Origin of the sequence: Brachybacterium sp. YJGR34, from assembly GCF_003347015.1 — a bacterium.
Lineage (GTDB): Bacteria > Actinomycetota > Actinomycetes > Actinomycetales > Dermabacteraceae > Brachybacterium.
Genome location: NZ_PNFB01000035.1, coordinates 1 through 16,523 on the forward strand (window position 1 = coordinate 1; position 16,523 = coordinate 16,523).

16 protein-coding genes are annotated in these 16,523 nt (G+C 73.1%); 5 read left to right on the forward strand and 11 right to left on the reverse strand.

Annotated elements, in window-relative coordinates:
* Positions 1-30 precede the first annotated feature (30 nt).
* The 3 genes from CXH06_RS17945 to CXH06_RS18780 form a co-directional block, all read right to left on the reverse strand.
* The gene (locus CXH06_RS17945) at positions 31-438 is read right to left on the reverse strand and encodes a DUF3040 domain-containing protein (protein ID WP_114856572.1); all 408 of its coding nucleotides are present in this window, start codon (positions 436-438) and stop codon (positions 31-33) included.
* A 173-nt stretch (positions 439-611) separates the two neighbouring features.
* Positions 612-1,853 carry a DNA polymerase IV gene (dinB, locus tag CXH06_RS17950; protein WP_114856573.1) on the reverse strand — a complete coding sequence of 414 codons (1,242 nt, stop codon included), beginning with the start codon at positions 1,851-1,853 and terminating at the stop codon, positions 612-614.
* A gap of 57 nt (positions 1,854-1,910) precedes the next feature.
* A complete protein-coding gene (locus CXH06_RS18780) occupies positions 1,911-2,393 on the reverse strand; it encodes an SAV_6107 family HEPN domain-containing protein (RefSeq protein ID WP_114856574.1) in 483 nt (160 codons plus the stop codon).
* A 160-nt stretch (positions 2,394-2,553) separates the two neighbouring features.
* Here CXH06_RS18780 and CXH06_RS17960 point away from each other — a divergent pair, with 160 nt between their 5' ends.
* Entirely contained in the window at positions 2,554-3,387 is an 834-nt protein-coding gene (locus CXH06_RS17960) for a spermidine synthase (RefSeq protein ID WP_114856575.1), read from the forward strand.
* Positions 3,388-3,506: 119 nt separating this feature from the next.
* Here CXH06_RS17960 and CXH06_RS17965 read toward each other — a convergent pair whose 3' ends face one another.
* Both CXH06_RS17965 and CXH06_RS17970 read right to left on the reverse strand, forming a co-directional pair.
* On the reverse strand, positions 3,507-3,710 hold the full coding sequence (locus CXH06_RS17965) for a cold-shock protein (protein ID WP_114856576.1): 204 nt from the start codon (positions 3,708-3,710) through the stop codon (positions 3,507-3,509).
* Positions 3,711-4,004: 294 nt separating this feature from the next.
* Entirely contained in the window at positions 4,005-4,982 is a 978-nt protein-coding gene (locus CXH06_RS17970) for a proteasome assembly chaperone family protein (protein WP_114856577.1), read from the reverse strand.
* Between the two features lie 154 nt (positions 4,983-5,136).
* Here CXH06_RS17970 and CXH06_RS17975 point away from each other — a divergent pair, with 154 nt between their 5' ends.
* The gene (locus CXH06_RS17975) at positions 5,137-7,380 is read left to right on the forward strand and encodes an ATP-binding domain-containing protein (protein ID WP_114856587.1); all 2,244 of its coding nucleotides are present in this window, start codon (positions 5,137-5,139) and stop codon (positions 7,378-7,380) included.
* 245 nt (positions 7,381-7,625) lie between these two features.
* On the opposite strand, the gene nrdR is transcribed toward CXH06_RS17975, so the two are convergent.
* Together nrdR and CXH06_RS17985 are read right to left on the reverse strand one after the other, a co-directional pair.
* Positions 7,626-8,111, reverse strand: coding sequence for a transcriptional regulator NrdR (gene nrdR / locus CXH06_RS17980; protein WP_114856578.1), 486 nt, complete (start codon positions 8,109-8,111; stop codon positions 7,626-7,628).
* A gap of 28 nt (positions 8,112-8,139) precedes the next feature.
* Positions 8,140-8,535 carry a peptidoglycan-binding protein LysM gene (locus CXH06_RS17985; RefSeq protein ID WP_114856579.1) on the reverse strand — a complete coding sequence of 132 codons (396 nt, stop codon included), beginning with the start codon at positions 8,533-8,535 and terminating at the stop codon, positions 8,140-8,142.
* A gap of 170 nt (positions 8,536-8,705) precedes the next feature.
* Here CXH06_RS17985 and lexA point away from each other — a divergent pair, with 170 nt between their 5' ends.
* Positions 8,706-9,407, forward strand: a complete 702-nt coding sequence (gene lexA, locus CXH06_RS17990) for a transcriptional repressor LexA (protein ID WP_114856580.1) — start codon at positions 8,706-8,708, stop codon at positions 9,405-9,407.
* A 90-nt stretch (positions 9,408-9,497) separates the two neighbouring features.
* Here the strand turns inward: lexA and CXH06_RS17995 are convergent, their stop codons facing one another.
* Together CXH06_RS17995 and hflX are read right to left on the reverse strand one after the other, a co-directional pair.
* Positions 9,498-11,516, reverse strand: a complete 2,019-nt coding sequence (locus tag CXH06_RS17995; protein ID WP_114856581.1) for an ATP-dependent DNA helicase — start codon at positions 11,514-11,516, stop codon at positions 9,498-9,500.
* A 35-nt stretch (positions 11,517-11,551) separates the two neighbouring features.
* Positions 11,552-13,126, reverse strand: a complete 1,575-nt coding sequence (gene hflX, locus CXH06_RS18000; RefSeq protein ID WP_114856582.1) for a GTPase HflX — start codon at positions 13,124-13,126, stop codon at positions 11,552-11,554.
* 143 nt (positions 13,127-13,269) lie between these two features.
* Here hflX and CXH06_RS18005 point away from each other — a divergent pair, with 143 nt between their 5' ends.
* Positions 13,270-13,884 carry a class I SAM-dependent methyltransferase gene (locus CXH06_RS18005; protein WP_114856583.1) on the forward strand — a complete coding sequence of 205 codons (615 nt, stop codon included), beginning with the start codon at positions 13,270-13,272 and terminating at the stop codon, positions 13,882-13,884.
* Between the two features lie 81 nt (positions 13,885-13,965).
* On the opposite strand, the gene dapF is transcribed toward CXH06_RS18005, so the two are convergent.
* Both dapF and miaA read right to left on the reverse strand, forming a co-directional pair.
* Positions 13,966-14,814, reverse strand: coding sequence for a diaminopimelate epimerase (dapF, locus tag CXH06_RS18010; RefSeq protein WP_114856584.1), 849 nt, complete (start codon positions 14,812-14,814; stop codon positions 13,966-13,968).
* 9 nt (positions 14,815-14,823) lie between these two features.
* Positions 14,824-15,810, reverse strand: a complete 987-nt coding sequence (miaA, locus tag CXH06_RS18015; RefSeq protein WP_114856585.1) for a tRNA (adenosine(37)-N6)-dimethylallyltransferase MiaA — start codon at positions 15,808-15,810, stop codon at positions 14,824-14,826.
* A gap of 152 nt (positions 15,811-15,962) precedes the next feature.
* On the opposite strand from miaA, the gene CXH06_RS18020 reads away from it, so the two are divergent.
* The gene (locus CXH06_RS18020) at positions 15,963-16,448 is read left to right on the forward strand and encodes a YbjN domain-containing protein (RefSeq protein ID WP_232820423.1); all 486 of its coding nucleotides are present in this window, start codon (positions 15,963-15,965) and stop codon (positions 16,446-16,448) included.
* Positions 16,449-16,523 lie beyond the last annotated feature (75 nt).

A 16,523-nucleotide genomic window follows, 5' to 3' on the forward strand; every position in this document is an offset into this window, starting at 1 on the left:
CCGCTCGCGGCGCCGTCGGGAAGGGCTGGGTCAGACGCGGGGGTCGTCGCCCGCGCGCCTCTCCCAGCGCTCCTCCATCCGACGCATGAAGCTGCTGCCGTCGTCCGAGGGCGTGGCGGGGCCGGAGCCTCCACCACCGCCGCCCCCGGGACCGGAGTCCGTGCCCTCGGAGGGGCCGCCCGGAGCCGTGACGGCGTAGACCGCGCCGGCGAGCATGCCGAGGAAGGCGATCACCCCGAGCCAGACGGCCGGCAGGGACACGGCCAGGACGAGGACGCCCAGTCCGAGCACCACGGCGCCCAGGCCGATGACGATGCGACGCCCGTTGCGTCGCGGCGGTGACTTCGGTGCGAAGGCCCGCGCCAGGCGCGGATCATCGGCGAAGAGCTGGCGTTCCATCTCGTCGAGCATCTTCTGCTCGTGTTCAGACAGCGGCATGATCCCGCTCCTTGTCCCCGTCCTCTCGCGCCGGTCGGCGCCCCGATCACCGTGCGAGAGCGCTTGGCCCCCGTCGGCGGTTCATCCAGTTTACGGCGTGTTCCTGAGTTATGGGAACAGCGTCGTGGGGCATCCGTCCGCGGCACCGCCGCCGGGCCGGACGCCCCGCGCGCTCAGCGCCCGTCCTCCCCGGCTCCCGGGGCTCCGCGATGCTCCTCCTCCGCCCTCGGTGGGAGCGTCGAGCCGCGGCTGAGGCTGCGGGTCCCGAAGCGATCGGCGGCGCGGTCCATCGCGGCCTCGAGGTCCGTCCACCCTGCCGACCGGGCGGTCAGCTCGGACTGCTGGGGGGTGCTCCCCACCGGCTCGAGGTGCGTGGCGCGCACCCCGGCGAGGCGGACCCGGCGCAGGGCGCCGCTCTCCCGCTCCCACAGCGCGACCACGTGCTCCCGCAGGCGCTCGCCGCTCGAGGTGGGCTGGTCCAGGGTCGCGGAACGGGTGAGGGTGGCGCCGTCCGGGCCCCGGAGCTTGAGCACGACGGTCCGGGCCACGAAGCCGCCCCGTCGCAGCTGGCGGGCGACCTCGTCGGCCATGACGGTGATGCGGCGCCGTACTTCGGCGGGATCGGTGAGGTCCTCGTCCCAGGTGCGCTCGGTGCCCACGGACTTGTCGCGGACCCGCTGTCCGAGCCCGGTGCGGTCGCTGCCCGCGGCGAGCCGGGCGACCTCCGGCGCTCGAGGGCCCAGCGCCCGGGTCAGTGCGCCGGGCGGGATCTCGCGCAGCTGGCCGACGGTGCGCACGCCGAGCCGTTCGAGCGCGGCCTGCGCCTTCGGACCGATGCCGGAGATCACCGACACCGGCAGAGGCGCGAGGAAGGCCGCGGTGCGATCGGCCGGGACGATCAGCTGGCCGTCCGGCTTGGCGTGGGCGGAGGCGATCTTCGCGACGGCGCGCGAGACGGACCCCCCGACCGAGCTGGGCAGCGCGAGCTCCTCCCGTATCCGGCGACGCAGCAGCGTGGCGATCTGCTCCGGCTCGCCGAACAGTCGGCGGGCACCGCGCACGTCGAGGAACGCCTCGTCGACGCTGATCTGCTCGATATCGGCGACGACGTCGCGGAGCAGGCCCATCACCTGCGCGGAGATCGCTCGGTAGCGGTCGATCCGGGGCGGGACGATCACGAGATCCGGTGCCAGCCTCCTCGCCGTCGCCATCGGCATCGCCGAGCGGATGCCGCGGGTGCGCGCCGGATAGCTCGCGGCGGCGACGACACCGCGCGCACCGGCCCCGCCGACCACCACGGGGCGGCCTGCCAGGGTGGAGTCGTCGCGCACCTCGACGGAGGCGAAGAAGGCATCCATGTCCAGGTGGAGGATCCCGGGGACCTCCACCGCGCGGTCCACGCCGCTCGCGTCCATCGCCACCTCCCTCGGTACCGCACTGTACTCAGCGGACCCGCGGGCACCGGTCCGCACTCAGCCGGCGGCGAGATCGGTGGCGCGGGCGGGCAGGTCCTCGAGCAGGCGCTCCGCGATCTGCTCGAGGTGCCCGCCCGTCTCCCGCAGATGCCGCCGGAGGAGATCGGGGTCCGGCCGCGCCGACGGGTCGCGGTCCAGCCGCATCCGCTCCGCGACCAGCGGGGCCAGCTCCGCCGCGCGCTCGGCGTCCGCGCCGCCCAGCTTCTCCATCGCCGTCCACACGTTCAGCGGCAGCCGGCGCCGGCGCTCTCGATTGGCGCGGCCGACCAGCACGCCCGCTCCCCGCAGAGCGGCGCGGTGGACGAGCTCGAAGGCCTCGCGCGGGTCCTCGACCGCCCGTGCCCGCCCCTGGCGCAGCAGGTCCCGCGCGCGGTCGAGATCCGCCTGGTCCTGATCCAGACGTGCGAGCCGGAGCCGCAGACCCCGGGTCTCGCCGGCAAGGGGTGCGGAGAGTCCTCGGCGGGTCGTCGTGGTGGCCATCGTGCTCCTCCTCCTGCTGCGTGCGCGGCGGGCGGCCGGTGTGCCGTCCTGTGCCCGCCACGCTAGGACGGGGGTCCGACACGCGAGCCCCGGACGTCCGGGCCGGGGACGGGACCGCGCTGGGGAGGAGGGATGGTCGGCGATCTCCTAGAGTGGGGCGATGCCCCGCCGCGACCGCGCGCGCCGTACCGCCTTCGAGCACCTCGGCCCGCTGGACACCTCCCTGCCCATCTCCACCGGCAGCGCCCGGCTGACCCTCGAGAACGACGGCTCCGTGCTGCTCGACGTCAACGGGGTCCCCTCCTCGCACCTGCACCCGGATGCCGACCATCTGGTGTTCGAGTACATGCGGTGGATGCTGCTCGTGATCGACCGTCAGCTCGGCGAGGGCCGCGCGGCGGCCACCCCGCAGCTCGCCCATCTCGGCGGGGGCGGCTGCTCGCTGCCCCGCGCCGTGGCCGCCCATCACCCCTCCTCGCGGCAGATCGTCGTGGAGATCGACGAGCTGCTGGCCCAGCAGGTGCGCACCTGGTTCGACCTGCCCCGCTCCCCGCAGCTGCGGCTGCGGATCGACGATGCGCTCAGCGCGCTCAGCGCGTGGCGCGAGAACCGCTTCGACGTGCTGGTCCGGGACGTCTTCGCGGGAGCCGTCACGCCCCCCGAGCTGACGACGCTGTCGGCGGCCGAGCATGCCGCGCGGGTGCTGCGCGAGGGAGGCCTCTATCTCGCCAACTGCGCGGCGCCGCCCGGCACCGGGATGATGGCCGACGAGGTCGCGACGCTCTCGGCCGCGTTCTCGCACGTCGGCGTCATCGCCGAGCCCGCGCATCTGAGCGGGAAGCGCCGCGGGAACTGCGTGCTGCTCGCCTCCTCCCGTCCGCTCCCCGACGGGATCGATCGGGACCTGCGCTCGGACGCGGTCTCGGTGCGGCTCGCGTCCCCGGCCCAGGTCGAGGCCCTCGCACGGGCCGGTCGCGTGCTCGGCGAGGTCTGACCGACCGCCTCGCGCGCGATGGCGCCGCCCGGTGGGCGCGCGAAGGTCCCGACACGACGACGGACCGGGCGGGAGCGCGATGCTCCCGCCCGGTCCGTGAGGTCACGGGACGTCCGTGATCAGAGAGGGTGGACCTGCTCGGCCTGCGGCCCCTTGTCCCCCTGGCTGACCTCGAACTCCACGCGCTGCCCCTCGTCGAGCGAGCGGTAGCCGTCCATGTCGATCTTGCTGTGGTGCACGAAGACGTCTGCGCCGCCTCCGTCGATCTCGATGAATCCGTAGCCCTTTTCGGCGTTGAACCACTTGACCGAGCCCTGTGCCATACCTGTCACCTTCTGTGTCGTCCATCATCGATCGCACGACGCGATCGCGGTGCCGCGTGACGCCGTCCCCCACCGAGGTGGGTGGCGCATTGGTGCGTGCCGTACTGCTGTGCCGAGGCACCTTCGACGGACTGTCCTGCTGGACCTGCATCACCGCAACGCCCTCATTCTGTCACGATCGTGGCCCTGTTCACACGGAGATGGGCGACACGCGATCACGAAGACGTAACGAACTTCACCGAGCGCCCCCTGGACAGGGCGATGGACGGCGAGGAGGCGCGCCCACCGGATCGCTCAGAGCGTGGGGGGCTCCTCGGGACCGTCGCCGTCGTGATCGGCGAGGAAGCGCTCGAAGTGCTCGCCGATCTCATCGGCGGTGGGCAGATCCATCGTGGTCGAGAGCGGGGAGGACTCGCGCCCCTCGCTGACGGCGTCGTACTGCTCCTCGAGGGCGCTGACGATCTGACGGACCTCCGCATTCTGCTCCAGGGTCCCCTGGAGCGCCACGGTGGCCGCGTCGGTGAGGTCGCCCAGATGGACCAGGGGCAGCTCGAGACCGGCGGCCTCGCTCACGCGGCGCAGGAGCGCCAAGGCCCCGGCCGGGAAGTCCGTCCGCGTCAGGTAGTGCGGGATCTGGGCGGCATAGCCCATCGCGGGATGGTCCGCCCTTCCGAGCCGGTGCTCGAGCAGCGCGCTGAAGGCGGCCGGGATGACGAGCTCCCCGGACCCCTCCTCGTCTCCCTCCGGGGCGGTGCCCGGGGCCGGCGTGGCCCCCGTGTTCGGCCGCCCCAGCAGCGAGGGATCGTTGGCATGGGCGAACAGGCCGATCGGCCGCGTGTGCGGCACGGCCATCGGCACGGCCTGCATGCCGACCACCCGCTCCACCTCGAAGTACTCCACCAGGTCGATGAGGGCCTCCGCGAGGCGGCGCCACTGCAGATCCGGCTCCGGGCCGTCGAGGAAGAGGAAGGGCCGATCGGCCTCGTCGTACATCAGCGACAGGGTGATCTCCGGGATCTCGACCCCGGTGTAGGAGGTGCCGTCGAAGGTGGCCTGGGGCCGGGAGCCGCGGTAGTCCAGCAGCTCGTCGGTGTCGAAGGAGACCAGCCGCAGGTGCCGCAGCTCGTCCCGCAGATAGGTCGAGGCGATGCGGCAGGCGTTGCCGGCGTCGACCATGCCCGGCAGGGCGTGGACGAGGGTGAGCCCGGAGCGCGGCACGGCCTCGAGCACCTCGGAGGACTCGAACCGGTAGAGATCTCGGGGGTCGCGCATCGGGGTCTCCTCCCTCGCGGCGGGCTGGATGTGGTCGACCTGATGGCACGCGCACCCAGGCCCGTCCACCATAATGGACGACCGTGCCGCACCGCCCCCGGGTCCGCCGGGCCGCGGCGCGGCGTGTGCAACTCACGACAGAGGGGAAGTGTTCGTGGACGACGCCGAGGAGCAGATCGCCCGGGAGCTCGCACGGGAGCAGGCCTATGCGGACCGGCTCTACGCCCGGCTCGACGAGCTGATCGCGCAGGTCGAGCACAACCTCGATCAGATCCAGGGGTCGCAGCAGGCCTCGACCCATCAGAACCGCTCCGAGCGCGACTCCTTCATGGCGCTGTACGAGGACCGGCTCGCGCTGCTGCGCTCGGTCGCGCGCAGCGTCGTGTTCGGTCGCCTCGACATGGACGACGCCGCGCGCCGCTACATCGGCCGGATCGGGCTGTTCACCCCGGAGCGCGAGCAGCTGCTGGTGGACTGGCGAGCCCCGGCGGCGGCGGCCTTCTACCGCGCCACCAGCGCGGAGCGGCTCGAGGTGCGCCTGCGCCGCCATCTCATCAATCGCGGTCGCACCGTGGTGGGGCTCGAGGACGACGTCCTGGACCAGTCGATGCTCGAGGACCCCGAGCAGGACGTCCTGCTCCAGGGAGAGGGCGCCCTGCTGGCGGCCGTCTCCGGGCAGCGCACCGGGCGCATGGGCGACATCGTCGCCACCATCCAGGCCGAGCAGGACCGCATCATCCGCTCGGAGAACCGCGGCGTGATGGTGGTCCAGGGCGGGCCCGGCACCGGGAAGACCGCGGTCGCGCTGCACCGCGCCGCCTACCTGCTGTACACCCACCGCCGGCGGCTCGAGCACACCGGCGTCCTCATCATGGCGCCCACCCTCGGGTTCCTGCGCTACATCGAGCGGGTGCTCCCGAGCCTCGGCGAGTCCGGCGTGGTCATGCTGACCCCCGGCGAGCTCTTCCCCGGGGTCGAGACCTTCGTCCATGACCGCGACGAGGTCGCCGCGGTCAAGGGCGATGCGGCGATGGCCGAGCTCATCGCACGAGCGGTCAAGCAGCGCCAGGTGGTCCCGGAGCAGGACGTCCGTCTGCGCATCGACGGCACACCCGTCACGCTCTCCCGGGAGATGGTCCGGGCCGCTCGCCGCGAGGCCCGCGCGACCCACAAGCCCCACAACGCGGCGCGCGCGGTGTTCGTGCGCGCGGCGATGGACCGCCTGGTGGAGAAGTACGAGAAGGCGCTCACCGCCCGCGGGCACACCATCGTGCCCGAGGACCGCGGGGACCTGCTCTCGGACCTCCGGCACGACCCCGAGGTCAAGCGGGTGCTGAACCTGGCCTGGCTGCCCTACACGCCGCAGGGCTTCCTGCGGATCCTCCTCTCCCGCCCGGACCGGCTGGCCGCCGCGGCGCCGCGATCGCTCGCGGACCGGGTGGACCTCCTGGTGCGCCCCAAGAGCGAGCCGTGGACCATCGAGGACATCCCGCTGCTCGACGAGGTCGCCGAGCTGCTGGGAGAGGACGCGGCGCCCGCGGAGGCCCGTGCCAAGGACGACGCCGAGCGCCGCACGGCGGACGTGGAGTACGCGCGCAAGGTCATCGAGAACATCGACAGCTCCGGGATCATCCGGGCCGAGGACCTCGCGGACCAGGTCAGCCAGGTCCGCGACGGCCGGACGCTCGCCGAGCGCGCCTCCTCGGAGCGCAGCTGGACCTACGGGCACGTCGTGGTCGACGAGGCGCAGGAGCACTCCCCCATGAGCTGGAGGGCCCTCATGCGTCGCGCGCCCACCAAGTCCTTCACCGTGGTGGGCGACGTCGCGCAGACCTCCTCCGCCGGCGGGACCCACTCCTGGACCGACGCGCTGAGCCCCTACATCCAGGATCGGCTCCAGGTCGAGCACCTGACCGTCAACTACCGCACCCCGCGCCGGATCATGGATCGCGCCGTGGCGATGGCACAGGCCCACCAGCTGCCCGTGACGTCGGTCAGCTCGGTCCGCGAGGGGGACCGCGATCCCCGGATCGAGCGCACGGATCCGTCGCGGCTCGTGGAGACGGCGGCCGGGTCCGTGGCCGCCGTGCAGGAGGAGGGGCTGGGCCGGCTCGCGGTCATCACCGCACAGGAGCGCGTCCAGGAGATCCTGGAGCAGCTGCGGTCGCTGCCGGGCCTGCCCGCCGTGGGCGTGGGTTCTGCCGGGGTCGACGACGAGATCGCGGTGATGACCGCTCAGGACGCGAAGGGCCTCGAGTTCGATGCGGTGGTGCTGGTGGAGCCCGCCGAGCTCGTCGACGCCCACGGCGCCGGCGATCTCTACGTCGCCATGAGCCGGGCCACGCAGCACCTCGGCGTGGTGCACGCACGGGAGCTCCCCCGCGGCATCGCCCGCTGACGGTTTCCGTCCGGGCCCCCTCGGGGACGGGGCGAGCGCCGACGCAGGTCCCCGCGCACGGGATCGGCGGCCGTGGCTTCCCCTCCACGACCGCCGATCGGTGGTGCGCTCGACGAGCGCACGCAGGACATCTTATGCACACTCCGGCGCTCGTTCATGTGGTGTCCACACCTTCTGCACCATCTCCGCGGACGGCACGTGCCCGGACCGACCGACGGACCGAGGGCCGGGCGCTGACGTGGCGCTCAGGCGGAGGGGCCCGGTGTCCGCGAGGCGGATCGCGCACCGGACTCGGCACGGAGGCGGACGATGGCGGACTCGAAGTCCTCGAGGGAGTCGAAGTCCTGGTAGACGCTCGCGAAACGGAGGTAGGCGACGAGGTCCAGCTGCTGCAGCGGCTGGAGGATCGACAGTCCCACCTGATGCGCGTCGATCTCCGCGACGCCGCTGGAGCGGATGTCCTCCTCGACCCGCTGGGCGAGCATCGCGAGCTGGTCATCGCTGACCGGACGACCCTGGCACGCCTTCCGGACGCCCGAGATCACCTTCGCCCGACTGAAGGGCTCGCTGACGCCCGAGCGCTTGAGGACCGACAGCGAGGCGGTCTCGGAGGTCGAGAAGCGTCGCGAGCAGTTCGGGCACTGGCGGCGGCGCCGGATCGTCGAACCGTCGTCGGACGTGCGGGAATCCACGACCCGGGAATCGGGATGACGGCAGAACGGGCAGTGCATCCGGCCAGGATACCGGCTTGCTCCCCCGTCAGCGGGCGGCATCCTCGAGCACGGGCAGCTCGATCTCCGTGCCCGCGGTGATGCGGCCGGTGGGCAGATGGTTCAGGCTGCGCACCTCGGCGATGTACGCCTGCTCGCTCATGCCCTCCGGCGCGTGCTGCTCGGCATAGCCCCACAGGGTGTCCCCCGCGCCGACGGTGACGGTCTCCTGCACGGAGGGCTCGGTGCCGGCGACGGCCGACGGCAGGTCGGTGACCAGCAGCACCGCGGCGGCCACGAGCAGGCCGAGCAGGAAGGCGAGCAGGGCGACGACCAGGCGACCCCGGCGCGTGGCCTCGAGTCGAACGCCCGCTCGAGCGGAGCCCCCGGCACGCTCGTCGCGGTGCCGCGGGAAGGGAAGGACCGTAGCGGTCTCGGTACGCATGTCCGAACTCCTGTTCGATCGAATGTGTGTGCGACTGTAGCCCCGCGGTCCGGCGACACGCAAGAGGAATCTCGAACACATGTTTGGCTTCCGCTGCGTGCCGCTCTACGCTGGGCGACAGGACAACGGAACCGCAAGGGTCCGACAGACGACGCCAGGAGGCCCGCACCATGACGCCGAGCACCCCCAAGCCGATCCGGGCCCGGGCGGAGGTCCCGGGCGACGGCCTCACCGCGGGGCTCACCCGTCGTCAGCGGCTGGTCCTGGAGACCATCAACGACGCCGTCTCCACCCACGGCTATCCACCCACCCTGCGCGAGATCGGTGACGCGGTGGGTCTGACCTCCTCGTCCTCCGTCGCCCATCAGCTGCAGGCCCTCGAGCGCAAGGGGTTCCTGCGCCGCGATCCCAAGCGGCCCCGCGCGATGGAGGTCGTCATGCCCGGGGCGGACGACGCCCCGGAGCCCCTGCCCGCCCCGGAGCCTCAGATCACCCCGGACACCGTGAGCGTCCCGCTGGTGGGCAGGATCGCGGCCGGCGTGCCGATCACGGCCGAGGAGCAGATCGAGGACGTCTTCGCCCTCCCCCAGCGGCTGGTGGGCGATGGCGACCTGTTCCTGCTCCAGGTGGTCGGGGACTCGATGATCGATGCGGCGATCTGCGACGGCGACTGGGTGGTGGTGCGCTCCCAGAGCACGGCGGAGAAGGGCGAGATCGTCGCGGCGATGATCGACGGCGAGGCCACGGTGAAGACCTTCGTGCAGCGGGACGACCACATCTGGCTGATGCCCCACAACCCGGCCTTCGCCCCGATCCTGGGCGACCACGCCGAGGTCCTCGGCAAGGTCGTGGCGGTGCTGCGCGCCGTCTGAGCCGCCCGCTCATGGCCGGCGAGCTCTCCGGAGCATCAGCCGGCCGCCACGCCCTGCGGCGGGAGGGCGCTCTTCTGCGCGGGACCGGGATCAGCCGGCGAGGCGGCGGAGCGCCCCCAGGGCGATCTCGGGATCGGCGGTGGGCCACAGGGGCGGCATCGACTCCCGCAGGAAGCCCCCGTAGCGCGCGGTCGCCAGGCGTGGGTCCAGCACCGCGACCATGCCCTTGTCCGCGGACGAGCGGATCAGGCGCCCCGCCCCCTGGGCCAGGAGCAGCGCCGCGTGCTGGGCCGAGACCGCCATGAAGCCGTTGCCGCCGCGGCTGCTGATCCGCTCCTGCCGAGCGGAGGTCAGCGGGTCGTCCGGACGGGGGAACGGGATCCGGTCGATGGTCACCAGCCGCAGCGAGCGCCCCGAGACGTCCACGCCCTGCCACAGCGTCAGGGTGCCGAAGAGGCTCGCGTCCTCCTCCTCGCGGAAGGTCCGCACGAGATTCGCCATCGAGTCCTCTCCCTGCACCGCGAGGGTGAGATCGAGCCGGGCCCGCACGTGCTCCGCGGCGATCTCCGCGCCCCGGCGCGAGGAGAACAGGCACAGCGCTCCCCCACGCGAGGCCTCCACGAGATCGGTGAGGTGATCGAGCATCGCCGGCGAGGGACCCTCCCGACCCGGAGGGGGCAGGTGGCGCGCGGTGTAGAGGATGCCCTGGCGGGGATAGTCGAAGGGACTGCCCACGTCCAGACCGGCCCAGGCGTCCGCGCTCGCGAGCGCGGGGATCTCGTCCACTCCCGTGCGGTCCGCCCGCGCCAGCCCCACCTCGCCGGCCGCCGGCTCGAAGCGCCCGCCGAGGGCGAGCGTGGCCGAGGTGAGCACCGCGGTGCGCTCCTCCAGGATCGCGCCGCGCATCGCTCCCGCGACGCTCAGCGGTGCGACCTGGATGCTCGAGCGGCCGGTGGCCGCCGAGTGCGCGATCGAGACCACGTCGTCCTCGTCGGGCGCGGTCAGCCGCTCGCACACGGTGATGACCTCCTGCAGGTTCGCGCGCACCGTCTTGCGCGCACCGGCGGAGGCGTCGTCACCGGCGTCCCGGGCGTCCGAATGGGCGGTGCGGGCCTCGGTCCGCAGCTGGGTGAGGGCGTCGGCGAGCCGATCGGGCAGGGCGCCGACGACGCGGCCGTCGGGGGCGAGCGAGAGGGCCTCGCGCAGCTCGTCCCCGGCGTCGTCCAGCGCCGTCGCGGCCACGCCCAGGCCCCGCAGGTCCCGCACCGCGCCGCGAAGCATCCCCGGGGTCAGGACATCGGTGACCGCGCTGGTCACTCGGCCCGAGAGGTCGTGGGCCTCGTCGAAGACGACCACGTCGTGATCGGGGATGATGCCGTGCCTGTCGAAGGCGTCGATCGCGAGCAGCGCGTGGTTGGTCACCACGATGTCGACCTCGCGGGCGAGCTCACGGCTGCGCTCGGCGAAGCAGCTCTCGACCATCGGGCAGGTGCTGCCCAGGCACTGCGTCCCGGTCACGGAGACCTGTCGCCACGCACGGTCGGAGACGGCGTCCTCCAGGGAGTCGCGGTCCCCGCTGTCGGTCTCCTCCGCCCATTCCCGCAGTCGCTTGACCTGGTCGCCGAGTCGCTCGCTCCCGGACCGCGCCGGGTCGCCCGAGGCCTCGGCGAACAGCGCGCCGGGATCGATGTCCACGGGATAGCCGCCGTCGATCTTGTGCCGGCACAGATAGTTCGCGCGGCCCTTGAGCAGGGCATAGGTGGGGGTGCGCGGCAGGTGCGGGGCCAGCGCCTCGACCAGGCGCGGGAGATCCTTGCGCACGATCTGGGTCTGCAGGGCGATGGTGGCGGTGGAGATCACCACCGGACGCCCGGTGACCATGGCCTGACGCAGGGCGGGCACCAGGTAGGCGAGGGACTTGCCGGTGCCGGTGCCCGCCTGCACGAGCAGGTGGCGACCGCCGGACATGGCGCGGTCGACGGCCTCGGCCATCGTCTCCTGACCGGCGCGGGGGGACCCGCCGATGGCCGCGACCGCCGCCTCCATCAGGGTGGACAGCGGGACATCCGCCGCCTTCGGGGCAGCGGGATGCTCGGTCGCGGCGGTCATCGGATCAGGATATCGGCGCGCCGCCCCCGCAGGACTCAGGCCGCGCCGTGGAGCTCTGCGGCGAGCGCCTCATCCACGCGGGCGTGCACGCGCGTGCCCTCCATCAGATGCTCCTCGGTGAGGACCTCGCCCGTGCTGTGCACGCGCGAGACGAGGTCCCCGCGGGAGTACGGGACCACGAGGTCGACCTCGACCGCGGGCCGGGGCAGGCGCTCGGCGATCAGCTCGCGCAGCTCCGCGATGCCCATCCCGGTGCGGGCGGAGACGACCGCGGACTCGCCGACCTGGCTGCGCAGGCGCGCGATCGTCTCCGGCTCGGCGAGGTCGGCCTTGTTGAGCACCACGATCTCCGGCACGTCGAAACCCTCGACCTCGCCGAGCACGGTGCGCACCGCGGCGATCTGTCCCTCGGGGTCCGGGTGCGAGGCGTCCACCACATGGAGCAGCAGATCGGAGTCGCCGACCTCCTCGAGCGTGGAGCGGAAGGCCTCGACCAGCTGCGTGGGCAGGTGGCGGACGAAGCCGACCGTGTCCGCATAGGTGAACTCGCGGCCGTCCGGGGTGCTCGAGCGCCGCACGGTCGGGTCGAGGGTCGCGAACAGGGCGTTCTCGACCAGGACCCCGGCGCCGGTGAGCCGGTTCAGCAGCGAGGACTTGCCGGCGTTGGTGTAGCCGGCGATGGCGACGGCGGGCACCTGATGCCGGTGACGGTCGGCGCGCTGGGCCTGCCGGCCCGGCGCCATCGCCCGGATCTCGCGGCGGAGCTTGGCCATGCGGTCGCGGATGCGCCGACGGTCCAGCTCGATCTTGGTCTCGCCGGGTCCGCGGGAGCCCATGCCCGCACCGGCACCGCCCACCTGGCCGCCGGCCTGGCGGGACATCGACTCGCCCCAGCCGCGCAGGCGCGGCAGCAGGTACTCGAGCTGGGCGAGCTCCACCTGCGCCTTGCCCTCGCGGGACTTGGCGTGCTGGGCGAAGATGTCGAGGATCAGCGCGGTGCGGTCCACGACCTTCACCTTGACGATGTCCTCGAGGGCGCGCCGCTGGCCGGGAGCGAGCTCCCCGTCGGCGATCACGGTGTCCGCGCCGTTGCCGGCGACGATCTCCGCGAGCTCGGCCGCCTTGCCCTTGCCGAGGAAGGTGGCGGGGTCCGGGTGGGCACGGCGCTGGAGGACGCCGTCGAGCACCTGGGAGCCCGCGGTCTCGGCGAGCGCGGCCAGCTCGTGCAGGCTGGTCTCGGCCTGGTCGGCGTTGCCGGAGGTGTAGAGGCCCGCGAGGACCACGCGCTCCAGGCGCAGCTTCCGGTATTCGACCTCGGTGACGTCCTCGAGCTCGGTGGAGAGCCCGGCGACGCGGCGCAGCGCCTGCCGGTCCGCGAGGTCGTACTGCTCGCCGTCGGACTCGGAGCCGTGGGCGAGAGGAGTCAGCGAGGCATCGCCGCGGGAGAGGATCCGCTCGGTGAGCGGATCACGGTGCCCGGGCGCGGGGTCCGCGGCGGGGACGGCAGGGTCGTTCGCGCTGCTCGAGTGCTCAGCGGCCCCGGTCCCTCCCGTGGTGGTCCCGTCGACGTCGAGGTCGGAGTCGGGTTCGGGATGGAAGGCGATGGGCACGATCGGGGCACTCCTCGAGGTAGGGAACGAGCTGTCCGTCCAGAATCCCACGCCGCACCCCGTGGGTCGAGGGATTTTGCGCAGGGCGGATCCCGGATCACGTCCCGGGGGCTCCGGGACTCCGGGGTCCGTATCCTGCTCGGGTGGACGAGCACTACTTCACCCCTTCCCCCCGGACCGACGACCGTCGCTTCCCGCTGTCGGTGCGACTGGCCGGCCGGGACCTGGACCTGGTCTCGAGCTCCTCGGTGTTCAGCGGTCGCGGCCTGGACAAGGCCACCGCGGTGCTGCTGGACCGGCTCGACGAGATCGCCGAGCCGCCCAGCGGGGCACGGATCCTGGACCTGGGCTGCGGCTGGGGGCCCATCGCGCTGAGCGCCGCGCTCCTGCACCCCGAGGCGGAGGTGTGGGCGGTCGACGTCAGCGAGCGCGCCCGCGAGCTCACGGCCGTCAACGCGCGCCGCGCGGGCGCGGACAACGTCCGCGTCCTCTCCCCGCAGGAGGTGCCCGAGGACCTCCTGCTGGATGTGATCTGGTCCAATCCGCCGATCCGGATCGGGAAGCCCGCGCTGCACGCACTGCTGCTGGAGTGGACCGCGCGCTTGCGACCCGAGGGCACGGCGGCGCTGGTGGTGGGCAAGAATCTGGGGGCGGATCCCCTCGCTCGCTGGCTCGGCGAGCAGCTGCCGCAGCGCTCCGTGGCGAAGGCGGCCAGCGCGAAGGGGTTCAGGATCCTCGAGGTCGGTCCCGTCCGCTGAGCGGACGGCAGGTCCGCCTCTCACGGTGCGCCCGGCACCGGGAGGGACACGCGCATGCTCGCGGCCCGCGCGTGCTCGGACTCAGACGAGCGTGGTGCCCTCTGCCACCAGCTGCGCCGGACCGGCCAGCAGCACCTGCCCGTCCTCGTCCCAGCTGACCTGCAGCCGCCCCCCGGGCACGTCGACCGTCCAGGGCGCTCCCGAGTCGTCGCCCGCGCGCAGGGCGGCGGCGACGGCGACGGCCGCGACCCCCGTGCCGCAGGACCGGGTCTCCCCCACGCCGCGCTCATGGACGCGCATCGCGACGTGATGGTCCCCCCGCGTGCTGACCAGCTCGATGTTCGCGCCGTCCGGCGGCTCCGGATCCAGCACCGGTCGCCGGGTGAGGTCGATGCTCTCGAGCGCGAGGTCCTCGGGCAGGAAGGCGACGGCATGGGGATTGCCCATGTCGACGTCGGTGGAGTCCAGCACGCGCCCGTCGATCTGCACGGTGCGCGCTCCGTGCACGCTGCGCGAGGCCCCCATCCCGACCCGGACGTCCCAGGGGCCGCCCTCGGTGGAGGGACCGGCGAGGATCTCGACCGTGCGCACCCCGGCGCGGGTGAGCACCTCGAAGCGCTCCGCGTCCACATGACCGGCGCGCCGCAGGTGTGCGGCGAGCACTCGCACGCCGTTCCCGCACATCTCCGCGATCGAGCCGTCGGCATTGCGGTAGTCCATGAACCACTCCGGGGCGTCCGCGGAGGCGTCGATCCCGGCGCGGCGGGTGCGGACGGCACGGATCACCCCGTCGGCCCCGACGCCGGCGCGGCGGTCCGCGAGCGCGACGACGGCGGTCGCATCGAGGTCCAGCGCGCCGTCGGGGTCGTCGAGGACCACGAAGTCGTTCTCGGTCCCGTGGCCCTTGGTGAAGGGGAAGCTTTTGGTCATGCCCCGAGCCTACGTCCAGGACCTGCCGGGCGCCGTGACGGCCGCCTCGAAACGGTCCAGGGCGCGCTGCAGCAGCGGCGAGGCGGCGTCGGGCTCGGCGTCGAGCCAGTGCACCCGCTCGTCGCGGCGGAACCAGGTGTCCTGCTTGCGCACCAGGCGCCGGGTGCCGACGATCGTCGACTCCATCGCGTCCGAGCAGCTCAGCGTGCCGTCCAGGACCGCGAGCCCCTGCTCGTAGCCGATGGCCCGGCGGGCGGTGGCACCGCGGTCCAGTCCCAGCGCGCGCAGCGTGCGGACCTCCTCGAGCAGTCCCTGCTCGACCATCGAGCGGACGCGGAGGGCGATGCGCTCGTGGAGCACCGCCCGCTCGAGCCGCAGCCCGATCTGCACGGTGCTCGGGTCCTCGTAGTCGGGGCGCGGCAGGAAGGCGGTGAAGGGGCGCCCCGTGAGCTCGCCGACCTCGAGCGCGCGGACCACCCGGCGGGTGTCGTGCTCGCCGATGGTCCGCGCGGCCTCCGGATCGGTCCGGGCGAGCTCGCGGTGCAGGACGGCGGTGCCCTCGCGCTCCGCCCGCTCCTCGAGCCGCCGGCGGGTGGCGGGGTCGGTGGGCGGGAACTCGATCCGATCGAGCGCGGCGCGGACATACAGCCCCGACCCGCCGACGAGGATCGGGGTGCGTCCGCGCCCACGGATCTCGCCGACGGCGGTGCGGGCGGCGCGCTGGAAGGCGGAGACGCTCGCCTCCTCGGTCACGTCCAGCACGTCGAGCAGATGATGGGTGATGCCCTCCCGCTCGCGGACGCTCACCTTGGCGGTGCCGATGTCCATCCCGCGGTACAGCTGGAGGGCGTCGGCATTGACGATCTCGCCGTCCAGACGGCGGGCGAGGGAGATCGCGAGCGCGGACTTCCCCGTGGCCGTGGCCCCCACGACGGCCACCAGCGGCGGGGACCCGCCGGGGCCGGGCGGCGGAGTCCCGGGTTCGTGCTCGTCCATGCCAGGCACCCTATCCGTCCGCTCCGCCGGTGGACGCCCGGGTCAGGGGAATCACCTCCTGCGCACATGCCGCTCCACGCGAGGTGGAGTAGGGTGATCGGCGATCCGGGTCCCGGATCGTTCTGCCCCTACTGCGCTTCCCGAGGTTGGACGTGACTGCACCGAACGAGTCCCCGGCACGGATGGACTCGACCGACGCCCTGGCCCCCCTGTCCCTGGAGAGGGTGGAGGAGAGCCTGACCCGTCATGGCTACTCCTTCGTCGAGGACGGCGACCTGGGCGACATCGTCCGTGCCCGTTTCGACGACTACCGCTTCCAGTTCATGATCTCCGGCGAGGAGCACGGCGTGCTGCAGATCCGCGGCCGCTGGAGCCACTCCGTGGACGTCTCCCGCAAGGTCGAGATGGTCAAGCTCTGCAACGAGTGGAACATGAACCGGATCTGGCCGAAGGTCTATGTCCGACGGGAGTCCGACGGCCTGCTCGGCGTCTACGGCGAGCTCTCCGCGGACTACCGCGCCGGAGCGCTCGGCTCCCAGATCGACAGCACCATCAAGTGCGGTCTGAGCACGGTGATCGCCTTCTTCCACAGCCTCGAGGAGCGCCTGGGCGCCGAGCTCGACGATCTCGACTGCTGACCGGGCCGCGCTCCGGGACCCGACGGGGTCCGGGAGCCGCCCCACCGCGCGGCCGGTGCCCTCTCGGGCACCGGC